This window comes from Variovorax sp. BGA-UO-ETr-C22 (assembly GCF_059567965.1).
The window spans coordinates 303,339-327,319 of record NZ_JCAQPA010000011.1; the positions used below are offsets into that span (position 1 = coordinate 303,339).

Annotated in this window: 22 protein-coding genes; 14 read left to right on the forward strand and 8 right to left on the reverse strand. The window is 69.2% G+C overall.

The features are described from left to right. The first annotated feature begins 69 nt into the window (after nt 1–69). From AC57B8_RS21290 to AC57B8_RS21300, 3 genes are all read left to right on the forward strand, one after another. On the forward strand, nt 70–1,173 hold the full coding sequence (locus AC57B8_RS21290) for an alkene reductase (protein ID WP_159279063.1): 1,104 nt from the start codon (nt 70–72) through the stop codon (nt 1,171–1,173). Nucleotides 1,174–1,250: 77 nt separating this feature from the next. Continuing rightward, entirely contained in the window at nt 1,251–1,736 is a 486-nt protein-coding gene (locus tag AC57B8_RS21295) for an Atu1372/SO_1960 family protein (RefSeq protein WP_493194838.1), read from the forward strand. Further along, nucleotides 1,733–2,209: a GNAT family N-acetyltransferase gene (locus AC57B8_RS21300; protein WP_495304379.1), complete on the forward strand. Its 477-nt coding sequence runs from the start codon at nt 1,733–1,735 to the stop codon at nt 2,207–2,209. Before AC57B8_RS21295 ends, AC57B8_RS21300 begins: the two co-directional genes overlap by 4 nt. Before the next feature lie 4 nt (nt 2,210–2,213). Here the strand turns inward: AC57B8_RS21300 and AC57B8_RS21305 are convergent, their stop codons facing one another. Next, complete coding sequence (locus AC57B8_RS21305; RefSeq protein WP_496480700.1) at nt 2,214–3,602, reverse strand: sensor histidine kinase; 1,389 nt, start codon at nt 3,600–3,602, stop codon at nt 2,214–2,216. Between the two features lie 10 nt (nt 3,603–3,612). Beyond that, a complete protein-coding gene (locus tag AC57B8_RS21310) occupies nt 3,613–4,302 on the reverse strand; it encodes a response regulator transcription factor (protein WP_056574813.1) in 690 nt (229 codons plus the stop codon). A 114-nt stretch (nt 4,303–4,416) separates the two neighbouring features. Between AC57B8_RS21310 and AC57B8_RS21315 the strand changes: the two genes are divergently transcribed. The 4 genes from AC57B8_RS21315 (at nt 4,417) to AC57B8_RS21330 (ending at nt 7,486) form a co-directional block, all read left to right on the forward strand. Then, nucleotides 4,417–5,298: an alpha/beta hydrolase gene (locus AC57B8_RS21315; protein WP_496480701.1), complete on the forward strand. Its 882-nt coding sequence runs from the start codon at nt 4,417–4,419 to the stop codon at nt 5,296–5,298. 29 nt (nt 5,299–5,327) lie between these two features. Then, entirely contained in the window at nt 5,328–5,615 is a 288-nt protein-coding gene (locus AC57B8_RS21320; protein WP_159274240.1) for a phosphopantetheine-binding protein, read from the forward strand. Continuing rightward, nucleotides 5,612–6,904, forward strand: coding sequence for a beta-ketoacyl-[acyl-carrier-protein] synthase family protein (locus tag AC57B8_RS21325; protein WP_496480702.1), 1,293 nt, complete (start codon nt 5,612–5,614; stop codon nt 6,902–6,904). Before AC57B8_RS21320 ends, AC57B8_RS21325 begins: the two co-directional genes overlap by 4 nt. Nucleotides 6,905–6,997: 93 nt before the next feature. Continuing rightward, nucleotides 6,998–7,486 carry a GNAT family N-acetyltransferase gene (locus AC57B8_RS21330; protein ID WP_496480703.1) on the forward strand — a complete coding sequence of 163 codons (489 nt, stop codon included), beginning with the start codon at nt 6,998–7,000 and terminating at the stop codon, nt 7,484–7,486. 12 nt (nt 7,487–7,498) lie between these two features. Here AC57B8_RS21330 and AC57B8_RS21335 read toward each other — a convergent pair whose 3' ends face one another. Next, nucleotides 7,499–9,760 (reverse strand): heavy metal translocating P-type ATPase, encoded by a 2,262-nt coding sequence (locus AC57B8_RS21335; protein WP_496480704.1) that lies wholly within the window; start codon nt 9,758–9,760, stop codon nt 7,499–7,501. A 161-nt stretch (nt 9,761–9,921) separates the two neighbouring features. Here AC57B8_RS21335 and AC57B8_RS21340 point away from each other — a divergent pair, with 161 nt between their 5' ends. Both AC57B8_RS21340 and cueR read left to right on the forward strand, forming a co-directional pair. Then, a complete protein-coding gene (locus AC57B8_RS21340; RefSeq protein ID WP_062473802.1) occupies nt 9,922–10,116 on the forward strand; it encodes a heavy-metal-associated domain-containing protein in 195 nt (64 codons plus the stop codon). Then, nucleotides 10,116–10,535 carry a Cu(I)-responsive transcriptional regulator gene (gene cueR, locus AC57B8_RS21345; protein WP_062473804.1) on the forward strand — a complete coding sequence of 140 codons (420 nt, stop codon included), beginning with the start codon at nt 10,116–10,118 and terminating at the stop codon, nt 10,533–10,535. The genes AC57B8_RS21340 and cueR overlap by 1 nt, the downstream gene beginning before the upstream one ends. Nucleotides 10,536–10,545: 10 nt before the next feature. Here the strand turns inward: cueR and AC57B8_RS21350 are convergent, their stop codons facing one another. Next, nucleotides 10,546–11,496: a YcjF family protein gene (locus AC57B8_RS21350; RefSeq protein WP_496480705.1), complete on the reverse strand. Its 951-nt coding sequence runs from the start codon at nt 11,494–11,496 to the stop codon at nt 10,546–10,548. A gap of 569 nt (nt 11,497–12,065) precedes the next feature. Between AC57B8_RS21350 and creB the strand changes: the two genes are divergently transcribed. Together creB and creC are read left to right on the forward strand one after the other, a co-directional pair. Then, nucleotides 12,066–12,860, forward strand: coding sequence for a two-component system response regulator CreB (gene creB / locus AC57B8_RS21355; protein WP_496480706.1), 795 nt, complete (start codon nt 12,066–12,068; stop codon nt 12,858–12,860). Further along, nucleotides 12,857–14,299 (forward strand): two-component system sensor histidine kinase CreC, encoded by a 1,443-nt coding sequence (gene creC, locus AC57B8_RS21360; RefSeq protein WP_496480707.1) that lies wholly within the window; start codon nt 12,857–12,859, stop codon nt 14,297–14,299. The genes creB and creC overlap by 4 nt, the downstream gene beginning before the upstream one ends. Here creC and AC57B8_RS21365 read toward each other — a convergent pair. From AC57B8_RS21365 to creD, 4 genes are all read right to left on the reverse strand, one after another. Continuing rightward, complete coding sequence (locus AC57B8_RS21365; protein ID WP_496480708.1) at nt 14,293–14,898, reverse strand: hypothetical protein; 606 nt, start codon at nt 14,896–14,898, stop codon at nt 14,293–14,295. The genes creC and AC57B8_RS21365 overlap by 7 nt on opposite strands. Nucleotides 14,899–15,008: 110 nt before the next feature. Further along, on the reverse strand, nt 15,009–17,402 hold the full coding sequence (locus AC57B8_RS21370) for a penicillin-binding protein 1A (protein ID WP_062473814.1): 2,394 nt from the start codon (nt 17,400–17,402) through the stop codon (nt 15,009–15,011). A gap of 10 nt (nt 17,403–17,412) precedes the next feature. Continuing rightward, nucleotides 17,413–18,705, reverse strand: a complete 1,293-nt coding sequence (locus AC57B8_RS21375; RefSeq protein ID WP_496480709.1) for a glycoside hydrolase family 3 N-terminal domain-containing protein — start codon at nt 18,703–18,705, stop codon at nt 17,413–17,415. Further along, nucleotides 18,702–20,189, reverse strand: a complete 1,488-nt coding sequence (gene creD / locus AC57B8_RS21380) for a cell envelope integrity protein CreD (RefSeq protein ID WP_496480710.1) — start codon at nt 20,187–20,189, stop codon at nt 18,702–18,704. Before creD ends, AC57B8_RS21375 begins: the two co-directional genes overlap by 4 nt. 216 nt (nt 20,190–20,405) lie before the next feature. Between creD and AC57B8_RS21385 the strand changes: the two genes are divergently transcribed. Genes AC57B8_RS21385 through AC57B8_RS21395 form a run of 3 tightly spaced genes read left to right on the forward strand, consistent with a single transcriptional unit; the run spans nt 20,406 to nt 23,978 of the window. Beyond that, nucleotides 20,406–22,478 carry a VIT and vWA domain-containing protein gene (locus AC57B8_RS21385; protein WP_496480711.1) on the forward strand — a complete coding sequence of 691 codons (2,073 nt, stop codon included), beginning with the start codon at nt 20,406–20,408 and terminating at the stop codon, nt 22,476–22,478. Nucleotides 22,479–22,495: 17 nt separating this feature from the next. Beyond that, nucleotides 22,496–23,428, forward strand: coding sequence for an exosortase Q (gene xrtQ, locus AC57B8_RS21390; protein ID WP_496480712.1), 933 nt, complete (start codon nt 22,496–22,498; stop codon nt 23,426–23,428). Then, the gene (locus tag AC57B8_RS21395) at nt 23,409–23,978 is read left to right on the forward strand and encodes a hypothetical protein (protein ID WP_307582464.1); all 570 of its coding nucleotides are present in this window, start codon (nt 23,409–23,411) and stop codon (nt 23,976–23,978) included. The genes xrtQ and AC57B8_RS21395 overlap by 20 nt, the downstream gene beginning before the upstream one ends. Nucleotides 23,979–23,981 lie beyond the last annotated feature (3 nt).

A 23,981-nucleotide genomic window follows, 5' to 3' on the forward strand; every position in this document is an offset into this window, starting at 1 on the left:
GTGCGACAGCAGGGTTGAGACGGGCGGCTTAGCCTTGCGCCTGTTTCAACTCTGCCCCCTCAATCCACGATGTCCACCCTTTTCGACCCCGTCCAGGCCGGCGACCTCCAGCTCGCCAACCGCATCGTGATGGCGCCGCTCACGCGCAACCGCTCGCCCAACGCGATCCCGCCCGACATCGCCGCCACCTACTACGCCCAGCGCGCCAGCGCCGGCCTGCTCATCACCGAAGCCACCGCCATCAGCCACCAGGGCCAGGGCTACGCCGACGTGCCCGGCCTCTACGGCACCGAGCAGCTCGACGCCTGGAAGCGCGTGACCGACGCCGTGCACGCCGAGGGCGGCAAGATCGTCGTGCAGCTGTGGCACGTGGGCCGCGTCTCGCACACCGAACTGCAACCCGGTGGCGGCAAGCCCGTCGCGCCCTCGGCCATCACCGCCAAGACCAAGACCGTGCTCATCAAGGACGGCGTGCCCACCTTCGTCGAAACGTCCGAGCCGCGCGCGCTCGACGCGGCCGAACTGCCCGGCATCGTCCACGCCTATGCCGCGGCCGCACGCAACGCCGTCGAGACCGCGGGCTTCGACGGCGTGGAACTGCACGGCGCCAACGGCTACCTGCTCGACCAGTTCCTGAAAGACGGCAGCAACAAGCGCACCGACGACTACGGCGGCTCCATCAAGAACCGCGCGCGCCTGCTGCTCGAGTCCACGCGCGCCGTGGTCGATGCCGTCGGCGGCGGCAAGACCGGCATCCGCCTGTCGCCCGTCACGCCCGCCAACGACGCGCACGACAGCGACCCGCAGCCGCTGTTCACCTATGTCGTGCAGCAGCTCGCGCCGCTGAACCTGGCCTACATCCACATCATCGAAGGCGCCACCGGCGGCCCGCGCGAAATCGCCGACCGCCCCTTCGACTACGAAGCCCTCAAGGCCGCCTACCGCGCCGCCGGCGGCAAGGCCGCCTGGATGGTCAACAACGGCTACGACCGCCCCCTGGCCGAAGAAGCCGTGAAGGAAGGCGACGACCTCGTGGCCTTCGGCAAGCCCTTCATCTCGAACCCCGACCTGGTGCGCCGCCTGCGCGAGCACGCGCCGCTGAACGAGCTCGACAAGGCCACGATGTATGGGGGTGGGGTGAAGGGGTATACGGACTATCCGGCGTTGGGCTGAGCCCCAGCGGCCCCTGAGGGCCATGGCAAGATGCGGCGGACCTCTTCATCAACGTCCGCCTGCAGGAGCGCAACGCCATGGCCCGCATCGAACAACGACTCGCAGCACTCGGCCTCGTGCTGCCCCCTCCCGTCACGCCACCACCCGGCGTCGTCCTTCCCTTCCAGTTCGTCCGCCTCATCGGCCGGCGCGCGATCGTCTCGGGCCACGGCCCGCTCACGGCCGATGGCCGCATCGCTGCGCCGCTGGGCAAGCTCGGCGCAGAGCTGACAGTCGACCAAGGCTACGCCGCCGCGCGCCTCACCGGCCTCGCGATGCTCGGCAGCCTGCAGCGCGCGCTCGGCGACCTGGACCGCATCACCGCATGGACGCGCGTGTTCGGCATGGTGGCCTCGGCGCCCGGCTTTCAACAGCAGCCGGCGGTCATCAACGGGTTTTCCGATCTGATCCTCGAGCTCTTCGGTCCCGAGGTCGGCGCCCATGCGCGCAGCGCCGTGGGCATGGCGGAGCTGCCTTTCGGCATCCCGGTGGAGATCGAGGGCGAGGTCGAGTTCGACGCGTGAGCGACAACGCTGCATCCTGGCATCTGCGTCGCGCCACCGCCGACGACGTGGCGACTGTCACCGCATGCGCGGTCGAGGCCTTCCGCACCTACATCCCGCGCCTGGGCCTCACGCCGCGGCCGATGACGCGCGACTACGCGCAGGCCATCGCACATCTGCAGGTGTGGGTGGCCGAGCGACCGGAGCAACAGATCGGCGCCGCACTGCTGCTCGATGTCACAGACGAAGGCTTCCTGATTGATGTCATCGCCGTGCACCCCGACCACCAGGGCAGCGGCGCGGGTCGCGCCTTGCTCGAACTGGCCGAGCGCGAAGCGCTGCGCCAGGGCCACGCATCGATCTACCTGTTCACGAACGAGAAGATGACCGAGAACCTCGCGCTCTACCAGCGCATCGGCTATGTCGAGTTCCGGCGCGAATCCCTCGACGGGCGCACACGCGTCTATCTGCGCAAGCCACTGACACGCGCGTGAACGGTCAGGCGTCGTCCCCGAAGGTCACGCTCACGCGCAGGCCGGTCGGCTCGGCGGCTTCGAGTCGCAGTTCTGCCCCCAGCAGCTCGGCATAGCGCGCCACGATCGACAGCCCCAGCCCCGCGCCTTGCCCCAGCTTCTGGCCCGCGGGGCCTTGCGCCCAGCGTTGCATGAGGTCGCGCTGCGCTTCGAGCGGAATGCCGGGTCCGTCGTCGATCACGCTCAGCGTGCGGCCCGCGAGTTCGACGGTGATCGTGCGTCCGCCGTAGCGCAGCGCGTTGTCGATCAGGTTGTCGAGGATGCCCTCCACCAGCGCTTCGTTCGCAAGCACCGTCACGCCGTCGTCGAGGCCACGCGCGCCCAGGTCGACGCCGCGCGCATCGGCGCGCGCCAGGTGGCGCAGCACGGTCTGCTCGGCCAGCATGTCCAGCGATACCGGCGTGCGCTGCAGGTCGGTGCGCGCCTCGTCGGCCAATGCCAGCGCGAGCAGCTGGTCGATGAGGTGGCTCGCACGCGCCTGCCGTTCGGACACGCGCGTGAGCTGTTCGCGCCACACCTCGGTGTCGTGCTGCGCGAGCCCGTACTCGGCCAGCGCGCGAATGCCGGCGAGCGGCGTGCGCAACTCGTGCGCCACGTTGCCCACGAACTCGCGCTGCGCACGCACGCTGTGGCGCAGACGATCGAACAGTGCGTTGACGGCATCGCCGAGGCGCTGCAGTTCTTTCGAGGTCTGCGCCACGGCCACTGGCGAGAGGTCACGCACATCGCGGGTGTCGAGTGCGCGCTGCAACTCGCCGAGCGGCCGCAGATCGCGTCGGATGCCATGCCAGAGCCACACCGCCAGCAGCACGAGCAGCAGCACCTGCGGCGCCATGGCATAGAACAGCAGCCGCTGAACCAGTGCGGCGCGGCTCAGCGTGGTCTGGGCCACGATCACGCGGTAGGGCATGTGCAGGCCGGGCTCGGCGTCGTGGTCGAGCACCACAGCGCGCAGCACATTGCCGTCGTAGTCGATGTCGGAAAAACGGTAGCGCGAACCTTCGTCGGGCAACGGCGCCTTCAGGTCGCCCCTGCCGGAGATGAGCGTGCCGTCGAGCCGCTGCACCGAGAAGTAGACCTTGTCGGTCTGGTCGAACAGCACGGTCGCCACCTCGCGCGGCGTGAGCAGCAGCTCGATGCCGCGTTCGCCGGCCTGCACGTTGGCCGACAGCGCATAGGCGTCGTCGAGCATGCCGCGGTCGAAGGCCTGTTCCGAAAAATAGTTGGCGATGACGAGTGCGATCACCGCACCGGCCATCCAGGTCAGCGCCAGCGGCACCAGCACGTTGCGCAGCACGCGCCGCGTGAGCGAAGGTGCAGTGCGCGTGACCGGTGGGGTGGTGGCCTCGCTCACGGGTCGCTTCTCACACCTCGGCTTCGAGCAGGTAGCCGATGCCGCGCAAGGTGCGGATGCCCGCGCCCGAGCCGAGCAGCTTCTTGCGCAGGCGCGAGATGAAGGCCTCGAGCGCGTTGTCGCCCAGCGATTCGTCGAAACCCGAGAGCTTGTCCGACAGCGCCCGCTTGCTCACCGTGCGGCCCGGCGGGCTCATGAGTTCCCACAACACCTCGAACTCGCGCGCCGGCAGGTCGAGCGGTGCGTTCGCGACCGCAAAGCGCCGCGCCTTGCGGTCGAGCTTGAGCTGGCCGAGCACCACGATGTCTTCGGTGCCCTTGGCGCGCCGCACCAATGCACGCAGCCGTGCCTCCACCTCGGCGAGGTCGAAGGGCTTGCCCAGGTAGTCGTCGGCACCGGCGTCGAGCCCGGCGATGCGCTCTTCGGTGCGCCCGCGCGCCGTGAGCACGAGCACCGGCGTGCGGTCGCCGCGCGCACGCGCCTGTCGCAAGGCCGTGAGGCCGCTCGCCAGGCCGCTGGTGGGGCTGGCGGTGGCGGGCAGGTTGAGGTCGAGCAGCACGGCGTCGAAGGGCTGCACGCGCCACAGGTGGTCGGCATCTTCGACGTTGGTCGACACGTCGACCCGGTGGCCCGCGTCGGCGAGGCTGCGCAGCATCACGTCGCGCAGCACGGTGTCATCTTCCACAAGCAGGATTCGCATGGTGAGTGAATGAGTGGTGGGTGATTTGTGGGTCTGCCCTGGCGATGGACGCGTCAGCGGCCGGTCAGTCGCTCACCGCGATAAACGCGACATGAGCATACGACACACCTTCCGATGAGTGCACGCGATCCCTCCGATCCCTTGAGCCTGGTGTCCCCCGCCGTGCAGCGCACCGCGGTGGTTCTGCTGCATGGTTTATGCAGCACGCCTGACGAGCTGCTGACCGTGCAATCGACCCTTCAGCGCCACGGGTATGCGGTGCAGCCGCTGTGCATCTCCGGCTACTCGTTCGACGCCGCCGCGCCGCTGCAGCAGGCCGTGCCCTTCGAGCGCTGGCTCGACACCCTCGAGGCGCACGTGAAGGCGCTGCGGCGCACGCACGACCGCGTGATGCTGGTCGGCATCTCGGCCGGCGCCTCGCTGGCCCTGGGCGGCGCCATCCGCTGCGGGCGCGAGGTGGACGCGCTGGTGCTCATGTCGACCACGCTGCGCTTCGACGGCTGGGCCGTGCCGCGCACGCGCTTTCTGCTGCCGCTGGCCTTCTACACGCCGCTGGGCCGCCTCTGGCAGTACCGCGAACGCCCGCCCTACGGCGTGAAGAACGAGCGCGTGCGCACCTGGATCGAGCGCGAGCTGCGCCATCGCCAGGTCTCGCGCGCCGGCAGCGCGGTGATCGGCGTGGGCCACCTGCGCGAGCACGACCGGCTGATCCGCCACGTGCGACGGCGCCTGAACGACGTGCAGTGCGAGCAGGTGCTGGCGCTGCATGCGCGCGAGGACGAGGTGGCCAGCCTGTCCAACCTCGACCTGCTCGTGCGCGGGCTGCGCTGCGCCTCGCTGCGCACCGTGGTCCTGAACAACAGCTACCACATGATCAGCATCGACAACGACCGCCAGCAGGTCGTGCGCGAGACCCTCGCCTTCGCCGAGACCGTGGCCCACGGCCCGGTGCCCGAACCCGTGTTCCGCGTCCGCGGACTTGTTCTCCACGCCTGACCCCAGGCCAGACCGAAAGGAACCCGCCCATGTCGTCCTCTCCCACCTTCAACAGCATCGCCACCATCCTCGAGACCGACTTCCGCGTCGCGCGCGCGGCCATCTCGCCGGCCACCGCGCTGTCGGACCTCGGCCTCGATTCGCTGGCGCTCATGGAGTTCGTCTTCGCGGTGGAAGACGCCTTCCACCTGCGCATTCCCGAAGACCGGCTCGACCCGCGCGAAGCCGGCATCACGCTGCAGCGGCTGTGCGAGGTGATCGATGCCGAGGGCGAAGCCGCCGCCGCACGCGCCGAACCCATGGCAGCGGCCGCATGAGCAGCGGCGCCGCCCATGCCGTGCTGGCGGCCACCGCCACGGCCCACACCGCCGCCGCACCCGTGCACGTGAGCGGGCTGGGGTTCATCACGCCGCTCGGACGCAGCATCGCGGCCTTCGACGATGCGCTGTTCACCGGCCGCTCCGCGGTGCGCGCGCAGACGCTCGAGATCCCGGGCATGGACCCGATGACCATCGCCGCCGCCACCTGCGACTTCGACGCCAGCGGCGTGCGCAGCGCCTCGCGCCTGCCGCTGGACCGTGGCACCGCGATGGCCCTGGCCGCTGCGCAGGATGCCGCGGCCGATGCCGGGCTCGACCTCGACACGATCGACCGCGACCGCCTCGGCGTCTTCTGGGGCAGCGGCCTGGCCGGCGCCGGCACCTTCGACGCCACCACGCGCGCGCTCTACGGCGAACAGCGCCGCATGCGCCCCACCACCGTGCTCACCGTGATGCCCAACGCAGCGGTCGCCGAACTGGCGCTGCACTTCCGCGCGCGCGGCGCGGCGCTGGCCTATGCCTGCGCCTGCGCTTCATCGGCAGTGGCCATCGGCGAAGCCATGCGCGCCATCCGCGGCGGCTGGATCGACATCGCCATCGTCGGCGGCCACGACGCGATGCTCACGCCCGGCGTGATGGCCAGCTGGCACGCGATGCGCGTCATGGCGCCGCCGCCGGCCGATGCGCCCGCCACCGCCTGCCGTCCGTTCTCGGGCGACCGCGCGGGCTTCGCTATCGGCGAGGGCGCGGCCGCGCTGGTGCTCGAATCGGAGGCGCATGCGCGGGCGCGCGGCGCCGGCGCACAACCCTTTGTGCTCAGCGGCTACGCGAGCAACTGCGACGGCACGCACATCACCAACCCCGACCCGGCCGGCCAGGTGCGCGCCATGCGTGCCGCGCTGCGCGACGCCGGGCTCGTGCCCTCGGACATCGGCCACATCAACGCCCACGGCACGGCGACGAGCGCGGGCGACGCGGCTGAGGCCGCGTCGATCGGTGAACTGTTCGGCCACACCGCGCCGGTCAGCGCGACCAAGGCGATCCACGGCCATGTGCTCGGCGGCGGCGGCGCCATCGAACTCGTGGCCGCACTGCGCGCATTGGCCCGCGAGACCCTGCCGCCCATCGCCCACCTGCGCACGCCGGACGCCGCGTTCGGCAACGTCGACTTCGTGCGCGGCGCGGCACGCGAGGCGCGGGGCCTGCGCCATGTGCTGTCGAATTCCTTCGCCTTCGGCGGCACCAACGCGGTGATCGTTGCGAGTCGGCGCGTCTCGGAGGGCTGAACTTCGGGGGGAAAAAAAGCGGTGCGATCGTCGGCACCGCCTTGCTATGCTCGGCCGCATCCTGCCCCGCAGACCTCCCAGAAGAAGCGCGACATGCCCCTGCACCGCCCTGCCGCCCCCTCGGACTTCGACGCCGTCTTCGATCTCTACATGCATGAGCGGGTCGTGCCCTACCTGGGCTACGACCCGATGCCGCGCGACGACTTTCGCCCGATCTTCCAGGGCCTGCTCGACAGCGGTGCTTTCTTCATCTTCGAAGTCGATGGTCAGCTCGCCGGCTTCTACCGCGTCACGCGCTACCCGGGCCGTGCGCAGCATGTGGCGAGCCTGGGCACGCTCGCGGTCGATCCCACATTGCATGGCCGTGGCATCGCGCAGACCATGGTGACCGACGTGCTCGCGCGGCTGAAGGCCGAAGGCGTTCGCCGCGTCGAGCTGATGGCCGAGAGCGACAACGCCACGGCCCTTCGTTTCTATGCCCGGCTGGGCTTCGTGCAGGAAGGCACGCTGCGCCAGTTCTACCGCCGGGCCGGCGAAGCGGACTTCATCGACGAGCACCTGATGGCGCTGCTGTTCGACTGATCCGCTGTCGGATCAATGTTGTTGGTGCTTCGGCTTCCAGCGCCGCAGCAACAGCGCATTCGCCATCACGCTCACGCTCGACAGCGCCATCGCCGCGCCGGCCACCACCGGGCTCAGCAAACCGAAGGCCGCGAGCGGGATGCCAGCCACGTTGTAGGCAAAGGCCCAGAACAGGTTCTGCCGGATCTTCGCCACCGTGCGGCCCGAAAGCTCGAGCGCTTCGGCCACGAGCGCGAGGTCGCCGCGCATCAGCGTGATGCCGGCCGCTTCCATCGCCACGTCGGTGCCGCCGCCCGACGGCGCCATCGCGATGCCCACGTCGGCCGCGGCCAGTGCGGGCGCGTCGTTGGCACCGTCGCCAACCATCGCGACCACGTGGCCGTTCTTGCGCAATGCACTCACCTGCTCGGCCTTGTCGGCCGGCAGCACGTCGGCGCGCACGTCCTCGGCCGGAATGCCCAGGCGCGCGGCCATCGCCTGCGCCGCGCGCAGGTTGTCGCCCGAGATCATCACCACGCGCAGGCCGCGCCCGCGCAAGGTGCGGATCGCTTCGGCGGCCTGCGGCTTCGGCTCGTCGGCGAAAGCCAGCAGCGCTTGCACATGCGCGGAACCCGCATCATCGAAACGCAGCAGCGCGGAGACCGTGGCGCCTTGCGACTGCAGGCGTTCGATGTCGGCTTCGGCCGGCATCGCATCGAGTTCGCGACACCAACGCAGGCTCGCGATGGCCCAGGTCGCGCCATTCACTTCGCCGCGCACGCCGCGCCCCGGCATGGCCTGCATCGCACCGAGCGGCGGCGCCTGCACGCCACGTTCGGCGGCGGCGGTCAGCACGGCGCGTGCGAGCGGATGTTCGCTGCCGCCTTGCAGGCTGGCGGCCGTGGCGAGCAGGTCGTTCTCCTTCGCCAGCGCACCGGCCGCGGGCAGCAGCGCCGTGAGCACGGGACGGCCCACCGTCAGCGTGCCGGTCTTGTCGAAGGCCACGGTGTCGACGCGGTGTGCAATTTCCAGTGCCCGCGCGTCCTTGATGAGGATGCCGTGCTTCGCCGCCACGCCCGTGCCCGCCATCACCGCCACCGGCGTCGCGAGGCCCAAGGCACAGGGACAGGCGATCACCAGCACCGCCACCGCATGGATCAACGCGGTCTCGACGCCGGCACCCGCGACCATCCAGCCCGCGAAGGTGACGAGCGCGATCACCAGCACCACCGGCACGAACACGGCAGCCACCTGGTCGACCATGCGCTGGATCGGCGCCTTGGCGGCCTGTGCGTCCTCGACCAGCCGGATGATGCGTGCCAGCACGCTCTCGGCGCCGACCGCGCGCACCTCGATCACCATGCGGCCATCACCGTTCACCGCGCCACCGGTCAAGTTGTCGCCGGGGTTCTTGGCCACGGGCAGCGGTTCGCCCGTGAGCATCGATTCGTCGACCTCGGACTGCCCTTCGAGCACGCGCGCATCGGCCGGCACGCGTTCGCCGGGGCGCACGGCGAGGCGGTCGCCGACCATCACCTCGGCCAGAGGCACGTCGCTTTCCTTGCCGCGTGCGTTGATCAGGTGCGCCACTTCGGGCCGCAGCTGCTGCAGCGCGCGGATCGCCGAGGTGGCCTGGCGCTTGGCACGCGCCTCGAGCCACTTGCCCAGCAGCACCAGCGTGATCACCACCGCCGACGCTTCGAAGTACAGGTGCGGCACCATGCCGTGCCCCGCATGCTCGCCGGTGGCGGCGCGCCACCACAGCCACAGCGACAGGCCGAAGGCCGCGCTGGTGCCCAGCGCCACCAGCAGGTCCATGTTGCCGGTGCGGGCCCTGGCCGCGTGCCAGCCCGCGCGGTAGAAACGCGCGCCAAGCCAGAACTGCACCGGCGTCGCGAGCAGCAGCTGCACCCAGGGCGGCAGCATCCAGCTCTGGCCGATCAGGTCGCCGAGCATCGGCGCCATCAGCGGGATCGACAGCGCCAGGCCGACGGCCACGGGCATGAAGCCGTGCCAGGGCGACAGCGCGGCGGCCTCGTCCTGCGCGGTGCTTTCGGCGCGCGGCTCGTAGCCGGCGGCGCGCACGGCGCGGCGCAACAGCAGGGCCATGTCCTCGCCGCCGGTGGCCACGATGCGGGCCGACTCGGTCGCGAGGTTGACGCTCACGTTCTGCACGCCGGGCACGTTCTTGAGCGCGCGCTCCACGCGCATCACGCACGAGGCGCAGGTCATACCGCCGACCGAGAGGTCCAGCGTGGCGGCGGCCGCGGAAGGTTGAGGCTGAATGTGTTCCATGGTCCCGAGGCTAAAGCCTGACACCATGGCAAGGTCAAGCGCGGTGGCTTCAAAGCCCTTGGCTGGACGTTGACATCGTGAGAGGGTTGAAACTGGCGTTGTCCCCGATTCGGGTGTTCAATCCTTCCACCCTTCATTCATTCCGACAAGGAGCAACGACGATGAGCCAGAAATTCCAGGTCTCCGGCATGAGCTGCAACCACTGCGTGGAGGCGGTGCAGGACGCGGTGCAGACGGTCGACCCGCATGCGCAAGTCACGGTCGATCTCGAAACCGGTCATGTGGACGTGTTGAGCCAGCAGCCGCGCCAGGACATCGTGGTCGCGATCGAGAACGCCGGCTACACCGTTCAATGATGACGGCGACCTCCGCCCACGGCCGTCAGGTGGCCATCGGCGAAGCCGCGCGGCTGTCGGGCGTGTCGGCGCGCATGGTGCGCCACTACGAAGGCCTGGGCCTGCTGCCCGCGGTGGCGCGCACCGAGAGCGGCTACCGCCAGTACAACGACGCCGACATCCACACGCTGCGCTTCATCAAGCGCTCGCGCGACCTGGGGTTCTCGATGGAAGAAATCGCCGAACTGGTCGGCCTGTGGCACAACCGCCGCCGCGCCAGCTCGAGCGTCAAGCGCATCGCGCAAAAGCACCTGGGTGAACTGGAACAGCGCATCGCCGACATGCAGTCGATGCGCAGCACGCTCGCGCACCTTGTGCATTGCTGCCACGGCGACGCGCGGCCCGACTGCCCGATCCTCGACGATCTGAGTCAGGTTTAAGCCGCGAGGCTCAGGCGTTCTTGACCAGCGACAAGACCTGGCTCGTGTCCAGCGTGCGCGCCCGTTCCTGGATCGCCGGCAGGTACTGCGTCTGCAGGCCCTGCCCTTCCTTCACCACGCTGGAGAACGCGTCCTTCAGCATCTGCGTAGAGAGCGTGCGCCCGCCCGCGTAGTAGCGCTTGGCCACGTGGCCCAGCGCATAGGTCGACGCGAAGCTCATGCCCGAGCTCACGGCCTGCTTGCCCAGACCGCCCAGCAAACCGCCGCCGACCTTGCCCAGCAGGCCGCCGAGCAGCTTGCGACCCGCCTGCTCCAGGTACTGCGAGGTCAGGCCCACGCCCACGGTGGCCAGGAAGTCCTTGATGTGGCCGGTGTCCAGCTGGTAGCCGTGCGCCTGGCCGATGCGGTAGACCAGCTTCATCTGCAGCGGAATGATCGCCATGGTCGACAGCGTCTCGGGCAGCAGCTCGAGCGCGCCGTTGAGGATGGCGGCGTTGAGGATCGCACGGTCGAGCTCGGTGCTGTCGGGCGCCTGCGGCGCCGCGGGGGTTGCGGCCGCTCCGGCCGTCACCGCCACAGCCGCCGGCACCGCGGCGGCGATGTCTTCCGCCCGCTGCGAGAACTGCGCCGCCGAGGCGTCCAGGCCGAGCGAGCTGCGCACGTCCATCAGGAAGAGCCGCTCCGGCTCCGACTGCACGCCGTCGGCGTCGCACATGCACACCGCCATCTCGTACGCCAGCTGGCGCGACTCGGCACTTTTCAGCTCGCCGGCCACCGAGGCCAGCGACACCCGCTTCATGAGCACGTCCTGGTAGATCGTCGGCAGGTTCACGCCGTCGGCCTGCGACAGGCCCTCGGCGATGCGCTTGATCTCGGCGCGCTCGCGCTCGTGCTTTTCGCCATCGACGAAGGCCGCCAGCAGGCTCAAGGTGACGATCGCTTTTGTTTCAGAAGGTGTCATGTTCGAGTTTTTTCGTCATGTGAAGGAGCCGATTGGGTCCGCGCAGCGCCCGAAGGTTCCTCCACGCGTTCTCCCCACAAAACTGGGGCAACTCTGTGGATAACCCCGGCACTGCTCTGTAGGGGCGTTGCAAGTCATTGATTTGCAAGGGAAATCTACAGCCTGCTCAATTAACAGGCAATGAATTTCTCGACCCGAAAACCGCCTTTCGCAGAATTCCGGAAGGCTGTCAAAGGACAACTCTGGGGAGAGTTTTTGCACAAGCCATCGGTTATCCACAGGGCCGGCGGGTTACCCCATGTTGTCCAAGTTGCGGGTACATCACGGAAGCGCGGGTGCGCACAGTGACGCGGGCATGACAAGTCGTTGTCACGTCAAGGAAAAAGCGACCTTTCCACAGACCGGTGCGACCCTTATCTACTACTACTAATTTGAATAAGAAGAATAAGAAGACAGGAAGAGGAAAAGCCGCGCCCGAAAAAAAAGGTCGCGAAAGGCCGCGCCGGTCGCCGGCGCCTCGGGCGGAAAACCGGGCACGGGTCGTCCGTGGCCCTCGCTAACATCGCCGGATGAGCTTCAAACCCCGGATCCTGATTGCCGAAGACGAATCGGGCATCGCCGACACGCTCCAGTACGTTTTGAGCAGCGACGGTTTCCAGCCGATCTGGTGCGCCACGGCCGAAGAAGCCATCGCGCAGTTCGCGCAGGAGCGCCCCGCGCTCGCGATCCTGGACATCGGATTGCCCGACCTGAACGGCTTCGAGCTCTTCAAACGCCTCCAGGCGCTTAACCAGTCGATGGGCGGCCCGGAGGTACCGATGGTCTTTTTGACGGCCCGCAGCGACGAAATAGACCGCGTGGTGGGCCTCGAACTCGGTGCAGACGACTACATTGCCAAGCCGTTTTCACCCCGCGAGCTGGTCGCCCGCGTGCGGACCATCCTGCGGCGCAGTGCCAGAAACGGCCCAGGAAGCCCGCCAGCGGCCGCAGCGCCGATTCATGGGGTACCCCATCAAAACGCGCCGGCGCCGCCTTCAGCGGCGCCACAGACCCCCGCAACCCCCTTTGCGCTCGACAGCGAGCGCATGCAAATCCGTTACTACGGACGGCTGCTCGAACTCTCGCGCTACGAATACGGCCTGCTGAAACTCATGGTCCAGCGCCCGGGGCGCGTGTTCACGCGCGACGAACTGCTACAACTCGTCTGGGACGACGCCAGCGACAGCTTCGACCGCACGGTCGACGCGCACATCAAGACGCTGCGCGCCAAGCTCAAGACCATCGCGCCGGAGGTGGAGCCGATTCGCACGCTGCGCGGCACCGGCTACGCGCTGCACGAAGATCTGCCCGCCAACAGGGAATGACGCGGCGCACGCGAATTTTTATCGGCATCCTGCTGATCTACACGGCGGGCATCGCCTTCCTGCTGTACCGCGTCGTTTCCGACATCGACCCGCGCTACCGCGAGTCGGCCGAGGAATCATTGGTCGAAACCTCGCAGCTCATGGCCAGCCTGGTCGAGCAGGACGTGATCGCCGGCGCCATCAACACGGCGCGGCTGGAGCCGCTGTTTCGCAGCGTCTACACGCGCGAGTTCTCGGCCCAGATCTACAACCTGCACAAGAGCCGGGTCGAGCTGCGCGTGTACGTCACCGACCGCACCGGCCGCGTGATGTTCGATTCGCTCGGCCGCCACCTGGGCAACGACTACTCGCAGTGGAGCGACGTGAAGCGCACGCTCGGCGGCCTGTACGGCGCGCGCACCTCGCGCGACGTCGACGGCGACCCGCGCACTTCCGTGATGTACGTCGGCGCACCCATCCGCTGGAACGACGAGATCGTCGGCGTCGTCAGCGTCGGCAAGCCGGTGCAGAGCTTCGGCCAGTTCGTCGAGGACGCGCGTGTGCGCACCATCTGGGTCGGCGTGGGTTCGGCGCTGGCGCTGCTGCTGCTCACCGTGATCGTCTCGGTCTGGCTGGTGCGGCCCTTCGGCCTGATCCGTGACTACTGGACCTGGGTGCGCGCGCAGCGCAGCCTGAGCCTGTCGCGCATGGCGCGGCGCGCGGTCGACGCGGTGCGCACCGGCTTCGGCGAAATGCGCGACGCGCTCACCGGACGCAACTACGTGGCCGACTACGTGCAGACCTTCACGCACGAAGTGAAGAGCCCGCTGTCGGCGATCCGCGGCGCGGCCGAGCTGCTGCAGGAACCGCAGATGCCGCACGACCAGCGCGAGCGTTTCCTGAAGAACATCGAACGCGAAACCCAGCGCATCCAGGAAATCGTCGACCGCATGATGGAGCTCACCGCGCTCGAGACGCGGCGCACGCTCGACCGCACCGAACCGGTGGCGCTGGGCCCGCTCATCGAAGACATTGCCGCCAGCGCGCAACCCGCCGCGTCGCGACGCAGCATCCGCTTGATCGTGAACATCCGCGAGCCCGCGCGTGTCGAAGGCGATCCGTTCCTGCTGCGCCGCGCGATCAGCAACCTGCTCGACAACGCGCTCGACTTTTCACCGCCCGACAGCGAGGTGCTGCTGACGCTGGAAACCACCTCGCGGCTGGCGCGCATCAACGTGCGCGACCACGGCCCGGGCATTCCGGACTACGCGCAGGAAAAAGTCTTCGAGAAGTTCTATTCGCTCGCCCGGCCGCACAGCCAGAAGAAGAGCACGGGCCTGGGGCTGGCGTTCGTGAAGGAAATCGCGACCCTGCACCGGGGCCGCATCGACCTGGGCAATGCGACGCGCGGCGGCGCCGTGGCGACGCTCACGCTGCCGCTGCTGTCAACCCATCACTGACCCACGAGCGCGCGATACGCCTCGCGCGTCTCGGGGCTCACCGCGTCGAGCAGCTGCTCGTACGAAGTCTGGTGCCGCGCCAGCATGCGCGCCGAGGCCACGGCCTTCGATTTGCAGAACCAGTGGCAGGTGTGCTGCATCAGGAACAGCTCGGCCGACATCGTGAAGGCCTTCGATTTCGGTGAGCGGCCCGCCGCATTCTTCGCCACGCCCACGATGCCGCGCGCATGAATGCGCAGCGCTTCGCGCAGATCGAAGCTGGTGGAAGGGAACAGCGTGGTGGCGAACGGCAAGGCCACCGGCAGGCGGCTCACGCGCGTGTCGGCTTCGGGTTCACGCGCCAGTTCGGCGGCGAAGGTTTCGAACTGGCCCGCGAGCTTTTCCTCGGTGGCGTCGAGCAGGTGCCAGATCTGCTGGCGGCGCTCGGCGTCGTCTTCGCCGAGGCAGCGCAGGTAGCCCTGGGTCAGGCTCTCCATCAGCTTCTCGATCTGGTAGCGGCCCAGATGACGACCGAGCAGCGCGATGCGCTGGCGCTGTTCCTTGGACTTGAGGATGTAGAAGCCGGCGGCGATCAGGGCCACCAGGGTGAGGATTTCCATGGATGCGAGAAAAGGGGAGAAAAGAGAAGAGACAAAAAAGAAGCGGGGGCCGCGGCACCGAGTGTAGGCACCGCGCGTCCCCCGCGTCTTTGGGTGGCTCTCGCTGTTTTCTAGCGGAAGAAGTCCAGGATGCGGTTGCGCTCTTCAGGCGGTGGCGGGGCACCCACCGGCGCGCCCGTCAGCACTTCCACCGGCTGGATCGGCTGCTCGGCGCTTTCCAGGCCCAGGCTCGCCACGTTGTGGCCCGGCGTGAAGTCGTCGAAGTACCACTCGCCGTCGATGCTCACCACGCCGGGCGGTTCGGCCGGCAGGGTCACGGGCACGCCGCGCAGCGCCGACTGCATGTAGCCGATCCAGATCGGCAGGCTCAGGCTGCCGCCGGTCTCGCCGCGCACGCCGAGCTGGCGCGGCGTGTCGTAGCCGACCCAGGCGATGCCCACGCGCGTGGGCTGGAAGCCCGCGAACCAGGTGTCGAAGGAGTCGTTGGTGGTGCCGGTCTTGCCGTACAGGTCGTCGCGCTTGAGCGCCTGGTAGGCCTTGAAGCCGGAGCCACCCTTGACCACGCTCTGCAGCAGCGATTCCATGATGAAGGCGTTGCGCGCGGGAATGGCGCGGCGGCTTTCGTCGAGCACCGGGGGCTCGGTTTCCATCAGCACCTTGTCCTTGAGGTCTGTCACGCGGGTCACGAGGTACGGGTTGACGCGGTAGCCGCCGTTGGCGAACACCGAATAGCCCACCGCCATCTGCATCGGCGTGACCGAACCGGCGCCCAGGCCCATCGGCAGGTTGGCCGGATGCTTGTCCTTGTCGAAGCCGAACTTGGTGACCCAGTCTTGCGCGTAGGGCGCGCCGATCGACTGCAGCACGCGCAGCGTGACCAGGTTCTTCGACTTCATGAGCGCGTTGCGCAGCGGCATCGGGCCTTCGAAGCCGCCGTCGAAGTTCTTCGGGTCCCAGGGCTGGCCGCCATTGGCGGCGGCATCGAACACCAGCGGCGCGTCGTTCACCACGGTGGCGGGCGTGAAGCCCTTTTCGAGCGCGGCCGAATAGATGAAGGGCTTGAAGCTCGAGCCCGGCTGGCGCCAGGCCTGCGAGACGTGGTTGAACTTGTTCTTGCCGAAGTCGAAACCGCCGACCAGCGCCGTGATGGCGCCCGTGCGCGGGTCCATGCCGATGAAGGCGCCCTCCACCTCGGGCAGCTGCGTGATTTCCCAGGTGTTCTTCGGCGTCTTCGCGACGCGGATCACGGCGCCGCGACGGATCTTGATGTTCGGCGGCGCCTTCGCGGCCAGGCCGGACTGCGCGGGCTTCAGGCCCTCGCCCGAGATCTCGAAGGCTTCGCCGTTGGCGCGCACCGCGGTCACTTCCTTGGCGCTGGCTTCCAGCACCACGGCCGAGATCACGTCGCCGTTGTCGGGGTGCTCGGCCAGGGCTTCGTCGACGGCCTCGTCGATTTCCTTCTGGCCGCTGGCCGGCAGGTCGACGAACTTCTCGGGGCCGCGGTACACCTGACGGCGCTCGTAATCCATGATGCCCTTGCGCAGCGACTTGTACGCCGCCGCCTGGTCGGCCGCCACCAGCGAGGTGTAGACCTTCATGCCGCTGGTGTAGATGCTGTCGCCGTACTGCGCGTACATCATCTGGCGCACGGTCTCGGCCACGTACTCGGCGTGCAGCCGGTTCGGGTCGGCGGCGTCGCGCAGGTGCAGTTCTTCCTTCTTGGCTTCGGCCGCCTGTTCGGCGGTGATGAAGCCGGTCTCGTGCATGCGGTCGATCACGTAGAGCTGGCGCGCCCGCGCGCGGCGCGGGTTGGCCACCGGGTTGTTGGCGCCGGGCGCCTTCGGCAGGCCGGCCAGCATGGCGGCCTCGGCGATGGTCACCTGCTGCAGCGGCTTGCCGAAGTAGGCCTCGGAGGCGGCGGCGAAACCGTAGGCGCGGTTGCCCAGGTAGATCTGGTTCAGGTAGATCTCCAGGATCTGGTCCTTGCTCAGCTGCTGCTCGAGCCGGAAGGCCAGCACGATCTCCGAGGCCTTGCGGCTGAGCGTGCGCTCCGAGCTCAGGTAGACGTTGCGCGCCACCTGCATCGTGATGGTCGAGGCGCCCTGCTTGCGCCCGCCCTTGAAGCTGGCCACGGCCGCGCGCGCGAAGCCCTTGTAGTCCACGCCGCCATGGTCGTAGAAGCGCGCGTCTTCCACGGCCAGCACGGCGTCTTTCATGACCTTCGGAATGTTCGCGAAGGGCGTGAGGTTGCGGCGCTCCTCGCCGAACTCGCCGATCAGCGAACCCTCGGCCGTGTACACGCGCAGCGGCAGCTTGGGCCGGTAGTCGGCCAGCTCGGAAATGTCGGGCAGCTTCGGGTAGATGGCGACCACCCCCACGATGGCGGCGCCCAGCAGCGCGACGGCGCCGGCACCGGCCGCGATGGCGCTCCAGCCGGCGATGCGTTTCCACGGGAGCTGGCGCAGCGCACCGGCGGGTTGGGAAGGGCGAGGTTCTTGGGACATGGGATGGGGGCTAGCGAAGAGGTTGGAGCCGTGGCGCGCGCGGGCGTTCCGTCACCCGGGGATCGAGCGCGCCGCGCCGCACGCCTTCCAGCGCGCAGTGCATGGCATCGAAATACTTGTCGTCGTCGTAGGCGATGAGCAGCAGGTCCACCCCGGCGTCGAGTGCGCCCAGCGTGGCGTTGCAAAGGCCTCGGTTGTAGGCCCCGCCCATCGTGAGGTCGTCGGTGACGAGCAGGCCCTGAAAGCCCCATTCGCCTCGAATCACCTGCCGCACGATTTTGCGTGAGAAAGAGACCGGCGCGTCCGCGTCGAGTTCCCCGAGGATGACATGGCCGAGCATGATCGCGGCATCCGAATGTTTCGACACGTCTTGAAACGGCTTCCAGTCGTGCGCGGCCAGCCGGGCCACGGGCGTGTGCAGTTCGGCACCCATGTGGTGCGTGTCCTCGGTCACGCCGGCCAGGCCGGGAAAGTGCTTGAGCGTGCCGCGCACGCCAGCCGATTCAAGGCCTTGCTCGTAAGCGAGCGCCACCTGCGCGGTGACGTCGGGGTCGCTGGAAATGGCGCGTTCCTCGATGCGGGTGTGCAGGTCCCAGCGGCCCGGGGCGCGGCCGGGGCGCAGGTCGACTACGGGGCTGAAGTTCAGCGTGATGCCCAGCGCGGCAAGCGCCCCGCCCTGCTGCGCGCCGTAGGCGCGGGCACGTTGCAACAGTTCGTGTGCGGGCACGTCGGCCTCGAGCAGGCTGGCGAGTGCCGGCTGGCGGGGCACCATCGGCGACAGGCGCGAGACGCCGCCGCCTTCCTGGTCGGTCGCCACCACCAGCGGCGGCAGGCCGGCCGCCTGTCGCAGCGCCTGCAGGCTGGCGATTTCCGCGCGCAGGGTGTCGGCGCTGCGGCCCTTCACGTTGCGGCCGGTGACGAAGATGCCGCCGATCAGGCCCCGGCGGGCCAGCTCGCGCAGGTCGTTCGCGTCGTCGTAGCCGACGATGAAGCGCGCGCCGAGTGCCTGCGCCACCGGGCCCGAGGCCGCGTTCACTTCCAGCCGGTGCTGGCGCGAGGCCAGTTCGTGGCCCAGCGCCGTCAGCGTCGCGCCCACCACCAGGGCCAGTGCCACCACACGGCGCGCACCGCGCGCGCTGCGCCAGGCGATCGCGGCGGCGGCGCACAGCGCGGCGAGCAGCAGCGGCAGCTCCTCCTCGCGCAGAAAGCGCAGGTGCGGGTCCTTCAGGTGCCAGGCCCAGGCGCACAGCACGGCCAGCAGCAGCCAGCCGAGCATGGCGGGGATGGCGCGCAGCAGTCTCATGCGTCCACCGTGGCCGCCGGGGTGGCCGGGGCGGGTTCGCTGCGGCGCGACAGCGCATACCAGTCGACCTTGCGCGTCACGAGCATCAGCGCGGCCAGCATGCCGAAAATCAGCAGCGCGCCCAGCAGCAGCGCATTGCTTTCCGAGGCCAGCAGGCCGTAGAGCGCGCCGTACAGCAGCGCCACGAAGGCGGCGAACGACAGGCCGCGGCGCCAGCCTTCGAGCACCGCGCTGAAGTACACGGCCAGCAGCGCCACGCTGGCTGCGGCCGCGCCTGCATAGGCCATCCAGAAGGCGAACTTCTCCGACAGCGCGAGCAGCAACAGGAAGAACAGCGCGATCGACAGGCCCACCAGCCCGTACTGCACCGGGTGCAGGCGCAGCTTGCGGAACAGCTCGAACATGAAGGCCGCCATCAGCACCAGGCCGATGAAGAGCGCGCCGTACTTGCCGGCCCGCGTGCTCATCGAATACACGTTGACGGGCTGCGCGAGCGACACGTCGAAGGTCTGCAGCGGGCCCGAGGCATGGCGCGACATGGACGCCGAGGGCGCCGTGCGCACGACGGCCGCCGCGGCGTTCTGCGCGGCATCGCCTTCGCCGCCCCACAGGCCGGCGCGCACCTGCTCGCGCGCCGTGGTCACGAGCGAGGACACGCGCCAGTGCGCGTCGAAGCCCTGCGGCGTCACCTCGCGCTGCGTGGCCAGGAAGCGCCCGCCGAAGCTGGGGTGCGCCCACGGCGAACGCAGGTGCGCGGTGGTTTCCTCGGCGATCGGCACCATCGAGAGCGTGTCCTGGCCCACCAGCGAGAGCTTCATGTCGAAGGCCAGCGGCTTGCCCGTCTGCCAGGCGGCGAGCGCGGCGCCCGTGAGCGGCGCGTGGATGCCGTCGGCGTACGTGGCGTTGTCGGGCAGGCCCGGCACGCGCTGGCGAAAGCGCAGCGCCTCGCCGTTGACGGTGAGCGCGGGCGAGCCGTCGAGGCCGCGCAGGTCGCTCACGTGGAAGGCGACGAACGGCGGGCGGAACTCGATCGACGAGCCGCTTTCGCTGTGCGGCACGGCCTGCGGGTCGAAGCCCGCGAAGCCGCCGCCGAGCGCGGCCGTGAGCGTGTAGAACGGAATGCGGAAGATGCCGCGGTAGCGCTCCTGCGGCGCCATGTCGCCCTCGATGTGCAGCTTGTCGGGGAACACGGCGTGCACCATCTCCTTGCTCTGCGGGGCCTGCCCGATCACCTTGCCCTGCGCGTCGCGCAGCGGCTCCATCCAGCGCTCCACGTACGGCACCAGCAGCAGCGGGCCGACCATGGCCTGCGGCCCGGCATAAGACTCGGCGAGCTCGCGCGCGGCCTCCTGCTGGCTTTCGCCGCGGGCGCGGTTCAGGTCGTCGATCCGTGCCAGCGGAATGCACAGCACCAGCAGCAGGAAGAACAGGCCGGCCACCTTGACCAGCACCGAAGCCTGCAGGGCCTTCAACAGTTGAAGCATGGGTTTCTCCCCTCTTTTCCGGGTTTTTTCGTGATGAGGCGCCGATGCTCTCCGGCCGATCCGAAGGCCGTATGAAGCCGCCGCGCGGCGCACTTCACACAGACTTCACACAGCGGCGCCTCCGGTTGTGGCGACTTCAACGCGCCTTCCAACTGCCTTCTCGCACGCTCACGACAGTGAGGGCCGTGCAAGTTCGCACGCAGAAGGACACCCGCCATGGACACCCCCACCACCCCACGCCCCGGCCGTTGGCTCTGGCTCGCCACCGTGAGCCTGGCCACCGTGGGTTTCATCGCCATGGGCGCCCGCCCGGTCCACGCGCAGGAAGCGCCCGCCGGTCCGCGCCTGAAGACCGAGAGCCCGTATTTCTTCGTCAAGAGCGACGACCCCTCGGTCGACCGCCTGCCGCTGAAGGGCACCGAGGTCTCGGTCAGGATTTCGGGCGTGATCGCCGACGTCACGGTCACCCAGACCTACCGCAACGAAGGCCAGCGCGCCATTGAGGCGAAGTACGTGTTCCCCGGTTCCACCAAGGCGGCGGTGAGCGGCTTGAACGTGCGCCTGGCCGACCGGCTCATCACGGCGCAGATCCGCGAGAAGCAGCAGGCGAAGATCGAATACGACACCGCGAAGAAGGAAGGCAAGACCGCCGCGCTGCTCGAGCAGCACCTGCCCAACGTGTTCCAGATGAACGTCGCCAACATCCTGCCGGGCGACGACGTGAAGGTGGAGCTGCGCTACACCGAGCTGCTGGTGCCGCAGTCGGGCAACTACCAGTTCGTGTTCCCGACTGTGGTCGGCCCGCGATACAACTCGCCGCAGTCGGAGAACGCCAAGGCTTCATGGCCGGCGCAGCCCACGCTGCGCGCCGGCGTGGCACCAGCCACCAGCTTCAAGCTCACGGCGAGCATCGACACGCCGATGGGCCTGAAGGAAATCCGCTCCGCCACGCACACCATCGACGTGAAGAAGCGCGACGAAGACCAGCACGCCGACATCACGCTCGGTGCCGACGGCCGCCCCGCCGACAACCGCGACTTCGTGCTCGACTACCGCCTGGCGGGTGAAAAGATCGAATCGGGCCTCATGCTCTACAAGGGCCAGGGCGACAACGCAGAAAACTTCTTCCTCGCCATGGTCGAGCCGCCCAAGGCCGTGACCGCCAGCGCCATCTCGCCGCGCGACTACATCTTCGTGGTCGACATCTCGGGTTCGATGCACGGCTTTCCGCTGGACACCGCCAAGACCGTGCTCGAACGCCTGATCGGCGGCCTGCGCCCCAGCGACACCTTCAACGTGCTGCTGTTCTCGGGCAGCAACAAGATGCTGTCACCGCAGTCGGTGCCGGCCACGCGCGCCAACATCGAGCAGGCGCTCGCCACGATCAAGAACTACAGCGGCAGCGGCAGCACCGAGCTGATTCCGGCGCTCAAGCGCGTGTACGCCGAGCCCAAGGCCGCGAACGTGTCGCGCACCGTGGTGGTGGTGACCGACGGCTACGTGACGGTCGAGCGCGAAGCCTTCGAGCTGGTGCGCAACAACCTGTCGAAGGCCAACGTGTTCGCCTTCGGCATCGGCTCGTCGGTGAACCGCAGCCTCATGGAAGGCATTGCGCGCGCCGGCATGGGCGAGCCCTTCATCATCACCGACCCGGTGCAGGCACCCGAGCAGGCCGCGCGCTTTCGCCGCATGGTGGAGTCGCCCGTGCTCACGAACGTGAAGGCCACCTTCGGCGGCCTGGACGTGTACGACGTGGAGCCGCAGGCGCTGCCCGACGTGCTGGGCGAACGCCCGGTGATCGTGTTCGGCAAGTGGCGCCCGGATTCGAATGGACAGCCCAAGGGCCGCGTGATCATCGAAGGCCAGGCCGCCACCGGCCCGTACCGCGAGGAAGTGCGCATCACGCCGCAGACGCGCCAGGACACCGCCGCGCTGCGCACGCTGTGGGCGCGCCACCGCATCCAGAGCCTGAGCGACCAGGAAGCGCTCGAAGGCAGCGCCGCCTTCAAGGACCGCATCACCGAGCTGGGCCTGAAGTACAGCCTGCTCACGCAGTACACCAGCTTCATCGCGGTGGACAAGGTGGTGCGCAACGTCGCGCCGCAGAACAGCGTGGACGTGAACCAGCCGCTGCCGATGCCGCAGGGCGTGAGCGACCTGGCACTGGGCGCCGAGGTGCCGAGCACGCCGGAGCCGGAAACGCTGGGCGCGATCGCCGTCGTGCTGTCGATGCTGGCCATGCTGCGCCGCCGCGCGCGCCGCAACGACCCGCGCCGCTTTACTGCTTGAACACGGGACGCACGACCATGTCTCTGGCAACCCTGGCCCACCAACATCCGCGCGTCGTGGACTGGGCCATCCGCATCGACCGCACGCCGGCCTTCGGCTGGCTCGCGCTGCAGTGCGCCGCGCTCGCACCCACCTGGGCCTGGATGGCGCGACGCCTGCAGGACGGTTCCGACGATCCGCTGGGCCTCGTGGCGCTGGTCGCCCTGGCGGCGCTCGCCTGGCAGTGCCGGCGCGAGCTGCGCGCCTCGCCGCGCCTGGGCTGGCTGGCGCTGGCCGGCCTGGGCACCGTGCTCGCCACGCTGCTGCGCACGGGCGGGGGCGGCCTGCCCGCGCTGCCGCCGCTGGCCTCGGGTCTGGTGGCGGTGCTCTCGCTCGCGGCCGGGTTGCTGGCCTTTTTGCCGCGCGGCGTGGCGGCGCTGCCGGTGGCCGGGCTGTCGGTGCTGGCGCTGCCGCTGCTGTCGTCGCTGCAGTTCTACGCCGGCTACCCGCTGCGCGTGGTGACGGCCGAAGCCAGCCGCTGGCTGCTCGCGCCGGGCTTCGAGGTGGCGCGCGAAGGCGCCACGCTGATGGTTGACGGCCGCCTGGTGATCGTCGATGCGCCCTGCTCCGGCGTGCAGATGGTGTGGCTGGGCTACTTCACGGCCTGCGCGGTCGCGCTGTGGGCGCGGCGCAGCGACCGCGCCTTCCTGCGCCGCCTGCCGGCGGTCGGGCTGCTGGTGCTGGCCGGCAACATCGTGCGCAACAGCGTGCTGATCGCGTTCGAAGGCGCCGGCCACGTGCTCGCGCCGTGGGCGCACAACGCGCTGGGGCTGGTGCTGCTGGCCGTGGTGTGCGGTGCCATCGCGCGCCTGATGGTGCCGGCGCGCGTCGCACCGCGCATCGAAATCGACCGCCCGCTGCCGGGCCTGATCACCGCCGAAGGAGGCCGCCGTGTCGATACCGTTCGTTGAGCGCTGGTTCGCCAACCATTTCATCAACCGCGTGGGCCACAAGAGCGCCTTCGCGCTGGCGATGCTGCTGTGCGTGCTCTGGTCGGCCGCGGCGGCGCTGCGCGCGCCGGCCGAAGAGGCCGACGCCGTGGGGTCCCACGAATGGCCGAGCCAGTGGGACGGCGTGCCGCTGCGCCCGCTGGCGCTGAGCGAGGTCGAGCAGCGCTTTGCCGATCGCTTCCCGGGCGCCATCGGCCGCATGACCGACGGCCACCAGACGCTGGTGATGCGCGCCGTGAACCGGCCCACGCGCATGCTGCATCCGGCCGCCGACTGCTACCGCGCGCTGGGCTACCGCATCGAGCAGGCGCGGCTGGAACGCGACGCGCAGGCGCGGATGTGGCGCTGTTTTGTGGCGCAACGGCACGGTACGGCAAATTTCCGCGTCTGCGAGCGCATCGTCGACGCCCAAGGCACGGCTTTCACCGACACTTCGGCTTGGTACTGGGCGGCGGCCAGCGGCCAGTCGCACGGTCCGTGGCAAGCTGTCACCGTGGCAAGACCGATGTGATGA

Excerpts from the sequence above, each read along its gene's own strand:
- AC57B8_RS21370 (WP_062473814.1), bottom strand. The coding sequence starts at position 17,402 with ATGTCCCAAGAACCTCGCCCTTCCCAACCCGCCGGTGCGCTGCGCCAG.
- AC57B8_RS21335 (WP_496480704.1), bottom strand. The coding sequence starts at position 9,760 with ATGGAACACATTCAGCCTCAACCTTCCGCGGCCGCCGCCACGCTGGAC.
- creC (WP_496480707.1), top strand. The coding sequence starts at position 12,857 with ATGACGCGGCGCACGCGAATTTTTATCGGCATCCTGCTGATCTACACG.
- AC57B8_RS21365 (WP_496480708.1), bottom strand. The coding sequence starts at position 14,898 with ATGGAAATCCTCACCCTGGTGGCCCTGATCGCCGCCGGCTTCTACATC.
- AC57B8_RS21310 (WP_056574813.1), bottom strand. The coding sequence starts at position 4,302 with ATGCGAATCCTGCTTGTGGAAGATGACACCGTGCTGCGCGACGTGATG.
- AC57B8_RS21325 (WP_496480702.1), top strand. The coding sequence starts at position 5,612 with ATGAGCAGCGGCGCCGCCCATGCCGTGCTGGCGGCCACCGCCACGGCC.
- AC57B8_RS21375 (WP_496480709.1), bottom strand. The coding sequence starts at position 18,705 with ATGAGACTGCTGCGCGCCATCCCCGCCATGCTCGGCTGGCTGCTGCTG.
- AC57B8_RS21295 (WP_493194838.1), top strand. The coding sequence starts at position 1,251 with ATGGCCCGCATCGAACAACGACTCGCAGCACTCGGCCTCGTGCTGCCC.
- AC57B8_RS21290 (WP_159279063.1), top strand. The coding sequence starts at position 70 with ATGTCCACCCTTTTCGACCCCGTCCAGGCCGGCGACCTCCAGCTCGCC.
- cueR (WP_062473804.1), top strand. The coding sequence starts at position 10,116 with ATGACGGCGACCTCCGCCCACGGCCGTCAGGTGGCCATCGGCGAAGCC.
- AC57B8_RS21320 (WP_159274240.1), top strand. The coding sequence starts at position 5,328 with ATGTCGTCCTCTCCCACCTTCAACAGCATCGCCACCATCCTCGAGACC.
- AC57B8_RS21340 (WP_062473802.1), top strand. The coding sequence starts at position 9,922 with ATGAGCCAGAAATTCCAGGTCTCCGGCATGAGCTGCAACCACTGCGTG.
- xrtQ (WP_496480712.1), top strand. The coding sequence starts at position 22,496 with ATGTCTCTGGCAACCCTGGCCCACCAACATCCGCGCGTCGTGGACTGG.
- AC57B8_RS21330 (WP_496480703.1), top strand. The coding sequence starts at position 6,998 with ATGCCCCTGCACCGCCCTGCCGCCCCCTCGGACTTCGACGCCGTCTTC.
- AC57B8_RS21315 (WP_496480701.1), top strand. The coding sequence starts at position 4,417 with ATGAGTGCACGCGATCCCTCCGATCCCTTGAGCCTGGTGTCCCCCGCC.
- AC57B8_RS21350 (WP_496480705.1), bottom strand. The coding sequence starts at position 11,496 with ATGACACCTTCTGAAACAAAAGCGATCGTCACCTTGAGCCTGCTGGCG.
- AC57B8_RS21385 (WP_496480711.1), top strand. The coding sequence starts at position 20,406 with ATGGACACCCCCACCACCCCACGCCCCGGCCGTTGGCTCTGGCTCGCC.
- creB (WP_496480706.1), top strand. The coding sequence starts at position 12,066 with ATGAGCTTCAAACCCCGGATCCTGATTGCCGAAGACGAATCGGGCATC.
- creD (WP_496480710.1), bottom strand. The coding sequence starts at position 20,189 with ATGCTTCAACTGTTGAAGGCCCTGCAGGCTTCGGTGCTGGTCAAGGTG.